Source organism: Maribacter sp. UH1 (assembly GCF_056839145.1).
On sequence record NZ_CM166387.1, the window covers coordinates 2,979,383 to 2,995,229 of the forward strand.

The 15,847-nt window shown below is 28.6% G+C and carries 14 protein-coding genes; 2 read left to right on the plus strand and 12 right to left on the minus strand.

Annotated elements, in window-relative coordinates:
• Nucleotides 1–801, minus strand: a complete 801-nt coding sequence (locus UH1x_RS12930; protein WP_482622085.1) for a hypothetical protein — start codon at nt 799–801, stop codon at nt 1–3.
• Nucleotides 767–1,702, minus strand: coding sequence for a hypothetical protein (locus UH1x_RS12935; protein WP_482622087.1), 936 nt, complete (start codon nt 1,700–1,702; stop codon nt 767–769). The genes UH1x_RS12930 and UH1x_RS12935 overlap by 35 nt, the downstream gene beginning before the upstream one ends.
• A gap of 478 nt (nt 1,703–2,180) precedes the next feature.
• Here UH1x_RS12935 and UH1x_RS12940 point away from each other — a divergent pair, with 478 nt between their 5' ends.
• Complete coding sequence (locus UH1x_RS12940; protein ID WP_482622088.1) at nt 2,181–2,315, plus strand: hypothetical protein; 135 nt, start codon at nt 2,181–2,183, stop codon at nt 2,313–2,315.
• Between the two features lie 24 nt (nt 2,316–2,339).
• Here UH1x_RS12940 and UH1x_RS12945 read toward each other — a convergent pair whose 3' ends face one another.
• From UH1x_RS12945 to UH1x_RS12990, 10 genes are all read right to left on the minus strand, one after another.
• The gene (locus UH1x_RS12945; protein ID WP_482622090.1) at nt 2,340–2,540 is read right to left on the minus strand and encodes an antitoxin Xre/MbcA/ParS toxin-binding domain-containing protein; all 201 of its coding nucleotides are present in this window, start codon (nt 2,538–2,540) and stop codon (nt 2,340–2,342) included.
• A gap of 452 nt (nt 2,541–2,992) precedes the next feature.
• On the minus strand, nt 2,993–4,141 hold the full coding sequence (locus UH1x_RS12950) for a protein kinase domain-containing protein (RefSeq protein WP_482622092.1): 1,149 nt from the start codon (nt 4,139–4,141) through the stop codon (nt 2,993–2,995).
• Nucleotides 4,138–4,647 carry a hypothetical protein gene (locus tag UH1x_RS12955; RefSeq protein ID WP_482622093.1) on the minus strand — a complete coding sequence of 170 codons (510 nt, stop codon included), beginning with the start codon at nt 4,645–4,647 and terminating at the stop codon, nt 4,138–4,140. The genes UH1x_RS12950 and UH1x_RS12955 overlap by 4 nt, the downstream gene beginning before the upstream one ends.
• 14 nt (nt 4,648–4,661) lie before the next feature.
• On the minus strand, nt 4,662–7,514 hold the full coding sequence (locus UH1x_RS12960; RefSeq protein WP_482622095.1) for a type I restriction endonuclease subunit R: 2,853 nt from the start codon (nt 7,512–7,514) through the stop codon (nt 4,662–4,664).
• Nucleotides 7,515–7,519: 5 nt separating this feature from the next.
• The gene (locus tag UH1x_RS12965; protein WP_482622097.1) at nt 7,520–8,488 is read right to left on the minus strand and encodes an HNH endonuclease; all 969 of its coding nucleotides are present in this window, start codon (nt 8,486–8,488) and stop codon (nt 7,520–7,522) included.
• Nucleotides 8,485–10,620 carry an AAA family ATPase gene (locus UH1x_RS12970; protein WP_482622099.1) on the minus strand — a complete coding sequence of 712 codons (2,136 nt, stop codon included), beginning with the start codon at nt 10,618–10,620 and terminating at the stop codon, nt 8,485–8,487. Before UH1x_RS12970 ends, UH1x_RS12965 begins: the two co-directional genes overlap by 4 nt.
• Nucleotides 10,621–10,795: 175 nt before the next feature.
• On the minus strand, nt 10,796–11,302 hold the full coding sequence (locus UH1x_RS12975) for a hypothetical protein (protein WP_482622101.1): 507 nt from the start codon (nt 11,300–11,302) through the stop codon (nt 10,796–10,798).
• Between the two features lie 4 nt (nt 11,303–11,306).
• The gene (locus tag UH1x_RS12980; RefSeq protein ID WP_482622102.1) at nt 11,307–11,975 is read right to left on the minus strand and encodes a DUF3800 domain-containing protein; all 669 of its coding nucleotides are present in this window, start codon (nt 11,973–11,975) and stop codon (nt 11,307–11,309) included.
• A 10-nt stretch (nt 11,976–11,985) separates the two neighbouring features.
• Nucleotides 11,986–13,242 carry a restriction endonuclease subunit S gene (locus UH1x_RS12985; RefSeq protein WP_482622103.1) on the minus strand — a complete coding sequence of 419 codons (1,257 nt, stop codon included), beginning with the start codon at nt 13,240–13,242 and terminating at the stop codon, nt 11,986–11,988.
• A 1-nt stretch (nt 13,243) separates the two neighbouring features.
• On the minus strand, nt 13,244–14,869 hold the full coding sequence (locus UH1x_RS12990) for a type I restriction-modification system subunit M (RefSeq protein ID WP_482622104.1): 1,626 nt from the start codon (nt 14,867–14,869) through the stop codon (nt 13,244–13,246).
• A 491-nt stretch (nt 14,870–15,360) separates the two neighbouring features.
• On the opposite strand from UH1x_RS12990, the gene UH1x_RS12995 reads away from it, so the two are divergent.
• A complete protein-coding gene (locus UH1x_RS12995; RefSeq protein ID WP_482622106.1) occupies nt 15,361–15,699 on the plus strand; it encodes a cyclic-phosphate processing receiver domain-containing protein in 339 nt (112 codons plus the stop codon).
• The last annotated feature ends 148 nt before the right edge of the window (nt 15,700–15,847 follow it).

Genomic DNA, 15,847 nt, shown 5'->3' on the forward strand with positions numbered 1-15,847 from the left:
TTATTGAAATTTAAGATCTAATGTTTTTTCTATGTCTAATGAGTCTAATACTAATGATGTTTCGGCAAATCCTACTTCAATATCAATATCCCAAAGTCTATAACCTATTAATCTTGGTTCTGAAAAGGAAAGTGAATATTGACCGTTAAATTCTTTTTTAAGTTGATATCCAATTTTCATGTCATCCATTAAGTTTAAATCTATTTTAATTTCTTTGCCATTTCTATTGTAAAACTTTACTTCAATAGCTCCTACACCTAGAACTCTTTCTATTAAATAATTCTTTTTTTGTAAGGCTCTTTTTTTACAAAGCTTGTCCATTGTTTGCAATTGCCTCTCAACGGATATACGGGTACTTCGAACTTCATAAACATCTGTAAACTTAACCATAACAGAGTCTACTCTTCCATCTTTGAATGCTCCAGAAAGATTTACATTATCTCCAAAAATCTTTCCTGTATTAAATTCTACATCATTCTCTTTTGATAAACGATATTCATAATTAGGTAGTGTACCTTTTAAAGTATCGATGGTCAAAGAACTTAATTCAAAACATTCGTTCGGAGCTGCTATTACTGCTTCAGCTTTTCTTTTAAATCGTACTATAGTGCCAACTCCATCACCATCTCTCGGTATATTAAAAGGAACATATTTATATAATTTAACGAATGAATCTAATTCTTTTGATTTTCTAATTTTTTTTCGTTGGTCAAAAGAACTTAGCCCAATGATTATAATTGATAATCCTACTATGGAAATTACAATTCTACTTTCGATTAAAACTTTTAATAATTTTCTCATAATCTTTATATAATTGGTTAATATGTACTTCATTAATATTTTTGGATATAAATTCTTCACGTTCCTTAAGTGCTAAATAGTTTTCACTTCCATGACTTAAAGAAGTACCTTTATATAAGTATTTATATATGTGGTCAACATCTCCTCCGAAAAGAAAACTCAATAATCGTTGTTCATTCATTTCTTGATATTTTTCTTTGTTTCCATAAATACAATTCCACATCTGTCCCTTGTCGTAATTAAGATGACGGTACAGAAACTGAAAGACAACGGCACCCATTAAATCTGCTTTCATTTCATGTTTAAGAGAAACTTTACAATTTGTTATTACATGATACATTTCATGGGTTAGGCTAAAAATAAAAAATCTATAAAATTCGGAAAAAGTAAAATATGCAATTCGATTCATTATTAGAGCTTCTTTTTTTAGTTGCTTATTTTCCTTGTTAGCTACGTTATTAGTAAAGTCTTCTGACCACAATTTTAGAAAGTATAATGAATCTAAAACTTCAGCATTTGGTATATCGATTTCTTCATATTCATTTATCATTACCATTGCTCTATTTAAAGATTTTAAAAATAGTTTAGAAACTAATGTGATGTCAACCTTGGTTGCATTTTTACTACACCTAGTCTTTGGGGATAAATTTTTATCGTTAAATTTTTCCATTTTTTCATAAACTATATTTAATGAAATTTTCTTTTCAATAAATAATATATCCGATAAATCTCTCACGATTATATTTAATAAACTTTGAACGTAAATTAAATCCTCATTCGAAAATTCTTTTTTTAATTCGACTTGAGAATTATTAATAATAAATAACCGTTTCGCTAGTTGTGCACTTGGATAAACGGAACGCAGACTATCAATCGTTTTACGAAATGTTAAATCTTTCATAACCCAGGTTGAGCATCCATAACTGCTAACGCCGTTAATATCTAGACTATAATCCTTTTGCGCTATTGAAATTGACGTAATGAATATTATGCCAAGAATCGACATAAGGTTTTTTATTTTATACATATTTAAATTGATTATTAAAATGTATTTAAAGGAATATTTTAAATAAAATTTAAGAGGGAAGTATGTTAAAGATAGTATTTATTCATTAAATCATTGATTTAAAGTTATTTATATCGTTATAATATTGTTCGTAATTTTTTTTTAGATGAGAGAAAATTAAAAAGAGTTTATTTTAAGAAATGGTATAATCAATTAATATCGGATGTATTAATATAGGAAAAAAAATTTTTAAGAGTTTTTTTTTCTGAGGAAATGCAAGAGTTATCTCTTGAGATTTTCATTGATAGGATAAATATAATTAATAAATAAAAGACTTATATTTAATAAGTGATATATTAATAAACGGATTGTTATGGAAAGAATAATACAAAAGTTAGATAGTTTTGAAACAAACCTAATCACTAAATTTAAAATCCTTCAATGGGTGGTAAGTGCAGCTTTGGCATTGGTATTAGTTTTCCTAATTATACTTGCATATAAAGGTTAAGATATATTTAATTCACTACCGGTATTAAGAAAAAATACCATGCTCAATTCTACCCAATTCGTCCTTAACTAGTTGATTCCCCTCTTCAGTTTCTAATAGAGATTTTGGAGTTTTATTTCCTAGGGCTTTACTTTCGGAATTAAGCCATTTTTGAAAGTTTGATTTATCTCCGAAAACTTTTTCTCCATAACTCATTAACTTACTAATTTCGTTTCTTTTATCCATTATAGAAGTTATTATTTGAGTATTTCAATGAAGATGATCAAGCCATGATTCAATTTTGTAATCAAGAAAATCTACCAAATTTAATTTATTTAAGTTGATTTTCTGATCATATAATAGTCTTGGACTTGGAAAATAACACGTTGTATTTATACAATACTTCTTAAATGCATCTTGGTATATAAATGACGTTACAAATACAAACTTTTTGTTTTCCAATTTGTACAGACCTTCTTTTCTTAATTTTTCTTATTGTGGTTTGTTTAATGAAAAGATAAATGAGATTTATAATGAAATAGTGAATCCATTATATTCAAATACTTCTTCATTTACAACTTTGGTAGTTGTAGAAGATTTGACACGGTCGTCAAAACAAACATTACAATAGCTATTTGACTTATATGCCAAACTACTAACATTCATTTTACGATTACAATATTTACAACTATGCTTACTCATAAATTATCCGCTAATTTAAGAATTTCTTTTCTAAGAGTTTTATCTGTTACTTTTTCTTTGATTTTTCGGGTTATTTCTTGGACGTTTTTTCTTGGTACTAAACGAAACTTTTTAGAATCAACATTGTATTCATAATTAATAAAACATTCTACACCATCTTTTTGAAATACGATTGAAGTAGCATTTAATTGTTCAGTATATGCCACTACACCTGATGGAAATATTAATTGATTTAAATCACTTTGTACCTCATAGAAATTATTGTAGCGGTCTTTAACTTTTTGTGCAACACACTTACTTATTATATCAATAATTTTAACAGGAATATAATTATAATAATTATCACCATTAGAATAAAGACCATTATTCACATCTTGCTTATATCTTTTTAAATTTAAGCCAAACTCATTTATATCTTCTTTAGTACCTGTAGCAGATTCACCGAATAAACCTTTTAATATTTCAACATCAATTTTGTATTCATCCTCTAAGTATGCTCTATAAGTATCATAGCAGCACATACTATAAAGTAGAATCCCAAATTGATAAATATCGGCAGTTTTATCTACAATTTTTTCTTTCTGAAATTCATCTGGTATTAAAGCTGGATATAAACTTTTAGCATCTTTTGATAAACCTTTTACCAAAAAACGTGATTGCCCAAAATCACCTACAACCAACTTGCCATCATCGCCTATAAATATATTCGACGCTTTTAAATCTAAATGTAAAATATCTAAAGAATGAAGATGAATTAAACTTTGAATTATATCGTGAGCATACCTGATTATAGTGTCTAATGGAAATGTAAAACCAGTTTTATATTGGTTTCGAAGAACGTCACTTAGCGTACCATTTCGCATAAATTTTGTAACTATTCTTGGAATAATTTTTTTAGCGTCTCCTGTATCACAAAAACCTACAAAATAAATAGGTAATATTCGTGGATGCTCTGAGCGAGATAGTTTTAATGCTTCGTGAAAAAAAGCTTCCATATCTTCTTCTTTGACATTATCTTTGACATTAATATCTTTAACTGCGACTTCTCTTTCAAGACGCTTGTCAATTGCTAGATAGGTTGAGCTAAAAAAGCCTTGCTCATCAAAATCTCTTATTTTTTCAATTTCTACTGTGGTTAATATCATTTTGCTAAAAAGTTTCTATAGCCAAGTACTGCCAATAATGATTCTTTGATTGGAGCTTTATCAGCAACTGTATATTCTGTGTCTAATTCAATTCCAAATATTGGTTCGATTTCTTCTAATGTCATTTCATAAATCGCATCTTGTTGCAGCAATGCAATGATTGACGTTTTTACCAAATGTCTATTTCTAATACCATTGCTTCCTGCTAATGAAAGCATAACTCCTTCAAGATACAATTTAAAAAAGTCTGATTTTTTTGGTCTACCTCTAAATGAATCATTTTCAGTCTTTTTTACCACTATTGCATCAATATCATAAAGATTGATTAATGATAAAACATTATCCTTATGCCAATTTAAAATTTCTCCTATGTTATCCTTAAAAGAGAATACGGAAGGGCTTCTAAATACGTTTGTAATAATGTCATTGTCTTTTGTAAGTATTACTACAGCTAATTTCCCATAACCTTTAGTTACAGAACAATGCAACCCTAATATATTTGACATTTATTTAATTTTAATTAATTATCCATCCCATTGATAAAAGTTTCTACAAACATCACAACTTTATTCAATATTCTATCTCCAATTGATTTGCGTTTTAAAACATTTGGTTTAGTTCCTTCGATTAAATCTAATAACTCATCACGTAACGGTTCTCTTTCTGCATAAAGATAATCTTCAATAAGTTTTTGTGTTTTTTCGGATGATAAATTCTCTTCCTTTATGAAGACTTCAAATGCTTTTTGCTGTTCTTCTGACCAGAACTTTTCAAACTCCTGTGGTATAGCTTCAGTATCAACTATTTCAGGTAAATTGTCTTCAATGAATTTTTCTATTAACTCTCGCTTGCTTCTTAAATTAGCCTCTCCTGTTAATAAATCTACCACTTCTTTTTTCTTTGCCTCTTGGTCTTCCTTCTTAACATCTTTCAAGGATGCTAATAGTTTTAAAATATAGGTAACATTGATTTCGTCTCTATGAATTAATTCTAATTCAAAATCTACATCATCAAGTATAGATACTTTTTCTTTTGTATTATCGTGCTTAGTTTTCTGCCATAAATCTAAATATTTACTTCTGAAATCATTAAACAATTGTTCTGCCATTGCTAAATCTTCCCAATCGAAATTAGCAAATGTTGTCATTGTATTTTTCAAGCGCATTAACTCACGAAAAGCCTTTATAAATTCTAATTCATCCTCTTCACTTACTAATTGATTTACACTATTGACAGTTGGTGTAATCTTTAATAAATCAATAAATGCTTCATTAAATTTTTGAGTGTATTCTTCATAAGGTTTCATTATAATAACATCTATCGCCTCTTTATTGCTAAAAAGCGTTATTGCTTGATCCGTAACCTTTTTAAGGTTACGAAAGACTACAATGTTGCCTTGTGACTTTTGCTCGTTTATAATTCTATTAGTTCTTGAATATGCTTGTATCAATCCGTGATACTTTAGATTTTTATCTACGTATAAAGTATTTAGAGATGGACTGTCAAAACCTGTAAGAAACATGTTTACTACTAATAATATATCAATTTTACGTTCTTTGACCTTTTTCGATATATCGTTGTAATAATTATAGAATGACTGACTGTCTTTAGTTGAAAAATTAGAACCGAACATCTGATTGTAATGCCCAATATAACTTTCTAATTTATCTCTTTTGTGTAGGTTAAAAGAATATTCTGCACCAGGTTCAGCAGCCATAGCTACTTCTTCTGGAATATATCCATTTGCATCCGCATCTTCTTCGTTTGCTACATAGCTAAATATGGTTGCTATTTTTAAATTATGTTCTCCAGCTTCTTTTTTACGCTGAAGAATATCATAATAATCAACTAACATATCTGTACTACCTACACAAAACATTCCTGTGAACTCTTGGTTATGTGTTTTTCGGTTGTGATTCGCTATAATATAATCTGCTATTTTTTCCAAACGCTTTGGTGATTCCATTAACTCCTTACGGTCAATGTCTTCTACCTCAATATCTATCTCTGTTGCAGATTCTTTTTTCTTGTATTTACCTACGTATTCTACCGCAAATTTTAATACGTTTTCATCTTTAATTGCATCTGTAATCACGTATTTATGTAAACACTCCCCAAATAATTCTTTAGTAGTACGTTTACCTAATTCGTTTTTAACTGCGTTGTCTGCAAATATTGGTGTACCGGTAAATCCAAACATTTGAAAGTTATTGAAAAACGCTTTTATACGATTGTGCGTTTCTCCAAATTGGCTACGATGACATTCATCGAAAATAAAGACGATACGCTCATTTTTCATTTTCTCCATCTTCGCTAAATAGTTCTTTTTGCTAATGGCTGTATTTAATTTTTGAATCGTAGTTACAATTATTTTAGTATCGTCACTAAATTGTTTTACTAACGCTTTTGTATTGTCTGTTCCGTCTATACTGCCCTTAGCGAAGCTATTAAACTCCTTGGTGGTTTGGTAATCCAAATCTTTTCTATCTACAACAAATACCACCTTTTTAACTTGTGGCATTTTCATGATTATTTGACTTGCCTTAAATGAAGTCAATGTTTTACCAGAACCTGTAGTATGCCATATATAACCGTTATGATTGCTATTTTTAACCTTATCAATAATACTTTCTACTGCAAAGTATTGATATGGTCTAAGTACCATTAATATTTTATGTGTCTCGTTAAGTACTATGTATTTGCATATCAGTTTAGAGATATGACATGGGTCTAAAAACTCACTTGTAAAGCCATTTAAAATATTGGTTAAACGCTTGTTTTCATTATTAGTCCAATAGAAGGTTTGCTTGAAAGATTGGTGCCTGTTATTTGCATAGTATTTGGTATTAACACCGTTACTAATCACAAATATTTGTACGTATTGAAATAATGCAGATTTAGCACCAAACGAGTGTCTTTGATATCGGTTAATTTGATTAAAGGCTTCTTTCATTTCTAAGCCCCTACGCTTTAATTCTATTTGAACCAATGGTAATCCATTAACTAATAAAGTAACGTCATAACGATTCTTATAACTGCCCTCTATCGTTACTTGATTGGTTACTTGATATTGATTTTGGCACCAATGCTCGGTATTTAGAAACTCGAAATATAAATTATCGCCATTATCACGAACAATATGTTGCTTTTCTCTTAGCGTTTTTGCTTTCTCAAATACAGAACCTTTACTTAGAGTATTTAGTACACGCTCAAACTCTTTGGCAGTAAACGAAATGTTATTGTGCTTTTCTAATTGCGTTTTTAAATTTGCTAATAAAGCAGATTCATCTGGAATACTAACTTTAGCATAACCTTGATTGGATAACTGTTCTATTAACTGATTTTCTAATATTTGTTCTGGTTGAGTGCTCATTAATTCTATATACTTATCATTTCGATATGTTCTAAAATATCTCTTTTAAACTTGGACATCGGTTGAGATTCATCTCCAATTTCAGAGTAAACAGAACCATATGCATAATAGTAGGCTTCTTCTTTTGTTAGTTTTAACTCTGGATATCTTGCTATTAAATCATCAATATAAGATTCTGTAAAAGCCTCCCTCAGGGCTAGTAGTTGGTTTAATTCTTCTGTATGAATAGAGTACTGTTCATTCAATCTAAAAACTCTAATATTTCCTTTTATTTTTTCAACCTTAATTTGATTATCACTGAAAATAAAATCCATTTCAGGTTTCCCCTTACCAATCAAATCTTTATAAGTTTTAGGTTTATGTATCAGTTTGGCATCATTACCAAAACCCTCAATATAAGGATGTATGTTTTTTTCTAAAGAGGTTTCTATTCTGCCTTTTGCATTTCTATTGCAAGTAACACAACTCGGTATTAAATTATAAAAGGTAAGCCTTAAATAAGGGTATTTGTATTTCGGTAAAAAGTGGTCGATGTCGGCTCTAACAAATTTTGCCCTATCATTTCCAATTGTTGTTATATAATTTCTATTACAATAAGGACAAGTATTTATGCCTAAAGCTTCAGTAAAACTATATGCTTCTTTCGCACTAAGACTCTCGTAATCGAAAATTTCATTAATTACAGTTTTGAATTTTGAAAATTTTTTAGGCTTATCGTTGATATACTCTTTTTGAAATAATTTTTTAAATTCCCACTCATGAGCTGATAAAATAGTTTTCAAATCTGAAGAAATAATTTCTTTTATATTAGCTGTAAGGTATGTTGCTAGCTGATGATTAGATGCAGTCTTGAAAGTATTTAAATACTCAGAGTTGTTATTGATTTTATTTTTTACCTTCTCTTCAATGCCATAATAGAAATTAGCAGAAATGGTTTTTAAATCTCTGCTTTTATTAAGAGTTAAATTAATCATCGGTTTAATTTTTTTAATTCTAATTCAATTTTTGCCAATTGCGCTTTCAAAAAAGCTTTGCGGGAAGTAGTATCTTCCTCAAAACATTGATGATAAATACTTAGAAGTTTATTTCTTACTATTTTATCACCAATTATATTTATAATCAAGAAATATTTTTTTTCAATAAATATGTTTTTATGCGCTATAAGCTTTTCTTCATTTTTGCCAGATACTTTTAATGTGTAAATTAAATTCAATTCACTTAAAATTTCATTTATAATTTCTTCAGAATATTTACCGATATTGGATTCAAGATAGAATGTATCCTGCAGTAGTTCGTAAATGTTTGCAGCAAACGTTTTATTGATAACTGGAATGCTTCTTCCTTGTTTTAAATGTAATTGATTGGAATGTGGAATATCTGATAGTATAAATGGTGAGTGTGTTACATAAACTATATGTATATTCCTTATCAACTCTAGTTTGATTTGGTCCAATTCCTTTAAAAAATAGCTAATTATATTTCTTTGATATTCAGGGTGAAAATATAATTCTATCTCATCAAAAAATATTAATATATTTTGATATTTAATACTAATGTTTTCTGTCGAATTCTTGTATGATTCTAAATTGTTTAAGTGATAAATACTTGATTGTACGGACTGGATTAATTGTAATTGCCCTGAACTTAAAAGGTTTATATCATACGAATTTTCAATGTTTTTTTCAGAAACATTTATAGTTATATTAAATAGACTTGGGGGTAATAACTCGATTATATTATCAGATAAACTTAAAAGACGATTAGCAAAATCATTAAAAGGTATTTTGTAAACTTTTCCGGTGACATTTGTTTCAAACCAACTAGCATGCTTATTGCCTTTAATTTGAAAAGTTTTTAAAGGGTTATATAAAATATAATTTAATGCTTGTTTTAATTTTAAAGTAATATGGGTGTCGTCATTGCTCAGAGCTTTCAAAAAATCTAAAAAAATAGATTTTTTGAAATTTGTCTCAAAAGTTGTGGGTCTGGCATTTTGCCCAAAATCTAAATATTTCCAATATTTATTGTAGTTAAAAGCAATCCTATATAATTTTTTTACAATATATAGTTCTACTTCTTCTAGATATTCAATGCGAAGGTCAGGCTGTGCTTTTTTATTTAATATTATTTGTATTGCTAGTTTTATTATATCTTTTTTGGTGTAAATACTTTTAAAATTATCAATTAATTCTTGTATACTTCTTGTTTTTGGTGTCTGTGAAATACCATTCCAAGATTGTGTTTCAATTTCCAAATAATCAATTTTAGCAGTATCAATTCTAAAAATCAATTCTTTTATTTTTATTGAATCTATTATTTCAATATCCTTTTTTGAAAATTTATACTTAAAGATTGAATTTGATAATAAACGATATTTAAAAAGATAATTTTCTCTGTTTATATTAAAATTACCTCTTTCACGCATTGGGTTTATTACCAATGGAGTCTGGTATGAATCATTTTTGTGGAACAAGTGATTAATCCAATTTCCAATTTGCAAGGAATTTAAGCCATAAATAGAATAGTTTACCGAAATCGCGTAAAATAGCTTACTTAATTCATTAATGCCAAAATGACTTGGCTTGTTATATTTAAAAGTATTATTATATTTTTTAGATTTAAATAGAACACAAGCTTGGAATTTGTCATCATAATGAAATTTTATCTTATATGATGTCTCCTTGTCAATTAAAAAATATAATTCGCATTTTAAATAGTTTTGTGAAAGTTCGACAAGGTTTTTGTCTGAATCATATAAAACCTTCAATTGAACTGATAAGTTGTGAATTGCTAAATATAAAATTTCTATTAAAGAGCTTTTACCACTTCCATTTTTACCTACAATCGCAGAGACTTCAACTGAAGTATTTGTGTTGATTTTCAACTTGTATAAGCTAGGAATACGATTTTGGACATGATGGGTAAGTAATTTTGAATCATCACTGAGTTGGTAGTCTTTAAAAAATAGAAATGTATTATTTGGTTTTAGATTCCTTAAATAATCATATCTTTCTTTAGTTACCCAATCTTTTGTATTAATAATACTGGATTCTTCTTTTGTTAAGGCACTACCTGTTTTGATTGCAATTAATTTAAAGTCACTCATATTTTTAATCTAACTTAACAGGATTAACTTCTGTTTATTAATACTACTAAATACTAAAAATGTTAAAAACCTGTTTATAAATAAAAGAATATTATATATTCGCACCGAGTTCATTCCTCATTTGAGAAAAGGAAATCGAGAAACGCAAGCCATAGATGCTATGCGTTTTTTGCTTTTATAACAATTCTGACAATCTTCTTTTATACTTTTTTTCAAACTTATTACGCTTTGCATCTTTACCTCTTACGTAGTAAGCAGAGAGTAAATAATATTCATCTTTATTTCGTAAAGGCTCTAAAACAATAACATACTTTTCATCTTTGTCATATACGTAAGTTCTGTTACCATCAGGTTCTTTAACAGAATACACTAACATATTATCTTTCTTTTTTTCCTCTATATGATATTTTACCCAATGTAATCTTTGAGAACGATGCATATCATACTCTCTTGCTCTTGTTTTTTTATCAACCATTACCCTTGTTAAGTGAGTAAATAACGTATCCATTGTTATTTGCCCATCTTTTGGTGTTGGTGTTATTTGTTTGCTTCTAAACTTAAAATTAGTGTTGTTAGTAATGTCTCTATCAAAAACACCTTTTAAAGACGTATTTCTATTATGTGGCGACATTCCTGTAATATCTAGTAAGTCGTTATATCTTTTTAGCTGATTAAATGGCATACTCTTATCTCAATTCAATAAAAAATAGGTTCATTTTTTTTGAGTAATTGGTTTTCCTCAAATCTTCATTGCAATGTTGCTGAATCTTCTTAATAATTTGAACTTTTGCAATGTTCTGTTTCTGTTCATCATTATGTAAATAAGAAATTGCTCCCATTAAAAAATCTGCCATTTGCATAATTATACTTTCGTTTGAACGTATGTTTTGCACATTTCTAAACACACCAAATTTGGTATTTAAAATATCTTTTAACTTGTTTACTTTATAGGCACTTAATGTATCTTTAATATCTAAATACACATTGTAATTATATAAACTACTCAAATTATGATTTAACAAATAGTAATACATTTTATAATAAAAATCGTCATAATCTTGATTAAAGGCTTCGTTATTAATTTTAGATTTTTCTATACCTACTGTTCTAAATTGTAAATCGGTAGCAAAAAAATAATCTACTAAATCTATATAAAAGCGTAGTTTAGACTTTGATACTTTAGACCATTTGATTTCTGCATAAAAATTATGTTTCTTTTTAAGATCGTTAATGTTTTCGGTATGTAATTTTACTTGATTGTATGCAGAGCTTACCGAACCCAAAAACATAAACTTTTTATGGTCGTTTTCTATATGGCAACTTTCATCGCAGTATATATTAAATGTTTTACTCATACTTTTATTTTTACACAAACATTTGTTGTAACAAGCCTTTTTTATAGCTTTTTGTTTGTTCTAATTTTGTATTAACTAAAGCTATGTTTTTATCTATTGCAGATAAGAAGTTAGCGATTTTGATTTGTTCTTTCAAAGAAGGAATTTTTAAATCAATTTCAAAAAAATCATTAACACCAATATTTAATAAGCCGTGATTTCTTGCACCTTCTTGTGCTACTTTTTCTATTTCTCTATTTTGTAAACCTGCTTCAAAATATTGCTCCATAAAATCAAGAGAAACTTTTTTGTTAAATCTAAAACAGATATATAAAGTTGAAACAACACCTAAATCATATTTGTCTAAACGTTTAATTGCACCCATTGGGTAACCTTTAGAATAGCTTTTGTTGTAGGCAAAGTCATTTTTTTCTAATAAATAATAACCTGTTAAGTTTTTTGCTGAAACAGATTTATTAAAATATTCTAACTGACTTACTAAACCTAATTGTGCAGAAATAGTCAATACATTTTGATTGTCTACTTTGTTTTTTGTTTTAATTCTTTCGGCGATGTCTATTAATTGAATTTTTTTCCATTTATCAAAAACAATCCCATCTTCATCATTAAACTTTAATTCTTGATTAAAGATTTTTTGCATCACGCCTTTTTTATATTGCTCAAAAAGTATTTTCTTTTTTTCTAAGTTTTGTATTTGGGTGTCTATAGAAGTCAAGAAATTAGCAATTTTTTTTTGCTCTACGACTTTAGGTATTTCGAATTTTAACTCTTTCATAATACCTATACTCAAACCATCCATAATGCCGCCAACCGATAACCTTTTTACTTGCTTCAGCATTTTATCAGAACCAAATAATTGTGAAATAAATTCTGGGGTTATAATTTTGTTATTTAATTGAAGCCTTATCATATGCGAATCCATAATACCTCTTTTAATTCCATTTGGAACTACCGTGCATTTTCCAATAGTTCCCATCGTTGATACGACAAAATCATCAGTGTGAATTTCATTTGTTTTTAATCTATTAAAATGTTTCTCAGTAATATATCTATCTCCAAATTCAAAATTTTCAATAAAAATGTTTTCTTGTCCATAAACTTTATAGCCTTCCTCTACGAATGTTTCCTTTTTTAATTGACTTCCAAATGGACCAATTTTCATAGCTCCTTTGTGATTTTTAATTAACTCAGTTACTAACATTACTGACCAATCCCCTTCAAATTCAGAAAACCTTAATTCTGGCTCTAATTCTTTTTCCTTCTGCATTTTAAAACGGTGTTTTGATGTTTAGCTCTTTACAGAAAGAAGAAATTAGTCTTTCGTTTTCTTGTAAGTCAGTATCTATGGTTTGAATTGTAGTTGCAACGGTATCAATATCAATGAGTTCTTCCTCTTCGAAAGTATCTACATAACGAGGTATATTTAGATTATAATCATTTTTTAACACTTCACTTAAAGGAGCAACATACGAATATTTGTCTTCAGTTTTGCGTTCTCGATAAGTGCTTACAATTTTTTTTATATCCGTTTCACTCAATATGTTTTGAGTTTTTACTTTCTCAAAATGGGCGCTAGCATCAATAAACAAAATATCGTTAGGATTTTCTCTACACTTTTTAAATAATAAAATACAAGTAGGAATGCCTGTACCATAAAATATATTAGCTGGTAGACCAATAACTGCATCTAAATAGTTTTTTTCTTCTATTAAATATTGGCGTATGTGTTTCTCTGCACCACCTCTAAACAGAGCTCCATGTGGCAGAACTACTGCCATTTGTCCGTTATCGGCTAAATGATGAACCATATGCTGTACAAAGGCAAAATCTGCTTTACTACTTGGTGCTAACTTACCATATTGGCTAAATCTATCATCACTCATAAGGAGTTGGTTAGCGCTCCACTTTGCAGAAAATGGTGGGTTGGCTACAATAGCTTCAAAACGTTGTTCAAGGTGTTGCGGGTGTTCTAAAGTGTCTTCTTGTTTAATATCAAACTTACGATAATGCACACCGTGTAATATCATATTCATACGTGCTAAGTTGTAAGTAGTACGGTTTAACTCTTGTCCGTAAAAGTTATTTACTTCTTCTACTTCTTTAGCTACACGTAAAAGCAACGAGCCACTACCACAGGTTGGGTCATATACAGATTTAAGCTTGGTTTTACCTGTTGTTACCAACTTTGCTAACACAATACTTACTTCTTGTGGCGTGTAAAATTCTCCTGCTTTTTTACCTGCTCCACTTGCAAATTTCCCTATTAGGTATTCGTAAGCATCACCCAATACATCTAACTCTGTATTTTCTAATTTAAAATCTATTTTATCTAAGTGCGCTAATACTTTAGCGATAATCTCATTACGAGCTTTTGGGCTTTTACCTAACTTGGTAGAGTTTAAATCCATATCCTCGAAAAGGTCTTCAAAATCTTCTTCACTATCCGTACCCATTGTACTGTTTTGGATATTGTTTAAGATTTTTTGTAAGTCTTCTAATATGAAATTGTCTTTTGTATTGTAAGTTTCTGTTGTGTCTTCTGCTACTGTATTACTTTCTTTTTCATCTTCATTGTGATTACCACGTTTAGAAATAGCAGAAAATAATTCTGATGGTTTTAAGAAGTACCCTAATTTCTCTAAAGATTCTTCTTTTATAGCTTCTATGTATTCTTGTCCGTTTTCTATGTTTTCGTCTATTTCAGAAAATAAAAATGTATCGCCACCCTCTTTAAGAATTTTATTGGCATATATTTCCATTTTTTCGGCTAAGTACTTATAGAAAATAAAGCCTAATATGTAATCACGGAACTCGTCTGCATTCATTTTACCACGTAGGGTATTAGCAATATTCCAGAGTTGTTGTTCTAATTGTTTTTTATGGTCTTCTGACATTGGTCTTTTAATATTTTTAAGTCAAAGTAGTAAGTCTAAAAGCTGATTTTATTATAGATTTCAAACACTCTTTGCAAATTATAACTTTTCTAATATTACAATTACTGTTTCCCGTAAAGAGAGACTATTTTTTTAGTACTCCTTAGAGAAACCCAATTTAGACAAACAACTTTGTTTTTAAATATATAATTATATAAATCTATAATTATAGCAGAATTTTATCTTGGAGTAAGAATCAAACCCCAAATCTTACCAAAACTAATACTATGAAGTGCGAAGGTTTTTATTTCAATAATGATTAATTTAGGACAGGTAAAATTTAAACATTAAGTATCTATGGAAAATTCAACTACAATTAAGAAACTAGAAAGTAAATTGAATCTTGTTATTTCGGGAGTAGTATTATTTGGAACAATAGCTTCTGTAATGTTAACAGCTTTTCTATTTAAATAGTCAACTGTTCTAATTTTTCAGGATTACCTAAAAGCAAAATGAAGAAACTCTTTTTAGACGATGTCAGAAGTATAGAAATGGTTTATGATAAATCAATGGAATCGGAATTTGATATTGTTCGTACCTATTCTGCTTTTGTTGATTATATAAAAACTAAAGGACTTCCTACTTACATAAGCTTTGATAATGACCTTGGTCTTGGAGAAGACGGGAAAGTAGCACCTGATGGATTGGCTGCTGCTAAATGGTTGGTTTATGAATCAGGATTAAATATAAGGAATTTGGAATTTAAAGTACATTCTGCAAACCCAGTTGCTGCAGAACAAATAAGAGGACTTTTAAATAATTATATTAAGCATTTAAAAACGAGCGAATAAATGACTGTGCCCCAAAGCCCGATGTAATTGATTGCTTTGGTAAATATTTATTTAAAAAGTGTCTTTAAAATTTAATCGCGTTTGTGTTTTTTAAAGAATTTATTTGCTTAACCAAGCTAATGTCAAAACAGAGTTGATTAAAAAAATT

Excerpts from the sequence above, each read along its gene's own strand:
- UH1x_RS12930 (WP_482622085.1), bottom strand. The coding sequence starts at position 801 with ATGAGAAAATTATTAAAAGTTTTAATCGAAAGTAGAATTGTAATTTCC.
- UH1x_RS12935 (WP_482622087.1), bottom strand. The coding sequence starts at position 1,702 with ATGAAAGATTTAACATTTCGTAAAACGATTGATAGTCTGCGTTCCGTT.
- UH1x_RS12940 (WP_482622088.1), top strand. The coding sequence starts at position 2,181 with ATGGAAAGAATAATACAAAAGTTAGATAGTTTTGAAACAAACCTAATC.
- UH1x_RS12945 (WP_482622090.1), bottom strand. The coding sequence starts at position 2,540 with ATGGATAAAAGAAACGAAATTAGTAAGTTAATGAGTTATGGAGAAAAA.
- UH1x_RS12950 (WP_482622092.1), bottom strand. The coding sequence starts at position 4,141 with ATGATATTAACCACAGTAGAAATTGAAAAAATAAGAGATTTTGATGAG.
- UH1x_RS12955 (WP_482622093.1), bottom strand. The coding sequence starts at position 4,647 with ATGTCAAATATATTAGGGTTGCATTGTTCTGTAACTAAAGGTTATGGG.
- UH1x_RS12960 (WP_482622095.1), bottom strand. The coding sequence starts at position 7,514 with ATGAGCACTCAACCAGAACAAATATTAGAAAATCAGTTAATAGAACAG.
- UH1x_RS12965 (WP_482622097.1), bottom strand. The coding sequence starts at position 8,488 with ATGATTAATTTAACTCTTAATAAAAGCAGAGATTTAAAAACCATTTCT.
- UH1x_RS12970 (WP_482622099.1), bottom strand. The coding sequence starts at position 10,620 with ATGAGTGACTTTAAATTAATTGCAATCAAAACAGGTAGTGCCTTAACA.
- UH1x_RS12975 (WP_482622101.1), bottom strand. The coding sequence starts at position 11,302 with ATGCCATTTAATCAGCTAAAAAGATATAACGACTTACTAGATATTACA.
- UH1x_RS12980 (WP_482622102.1), bottom strand. The coding sequence starts at position 11,975 with ATGAGTAAAACATTTAATATATACTGCGATGAAAGTTGCCATATAGAA.
- UH1x_RS12985 (WP_482622103.1), bottom strand. The coding sequence starts at position 13,242 with ATGCAGAAGGAAAAAGAATTAGAGCCAGAATTAAGGTTTTCTGAATTT.
- UH1x_RS12990 (WP_482622104.1), bottom strand. The coding sequence starts at position 14,869 with ATGTCAGAAGACCATAAAAAACAATTAGAACAACAACTCTGGAATATT.
- UH1x_RS12995 (WP_482622106.1), top strand. The coding sequence starts at position 15,361 with ATGAAGAAACTCTTTTTAGACGATGTCAGAAGTATAGAAATGGTTTAT.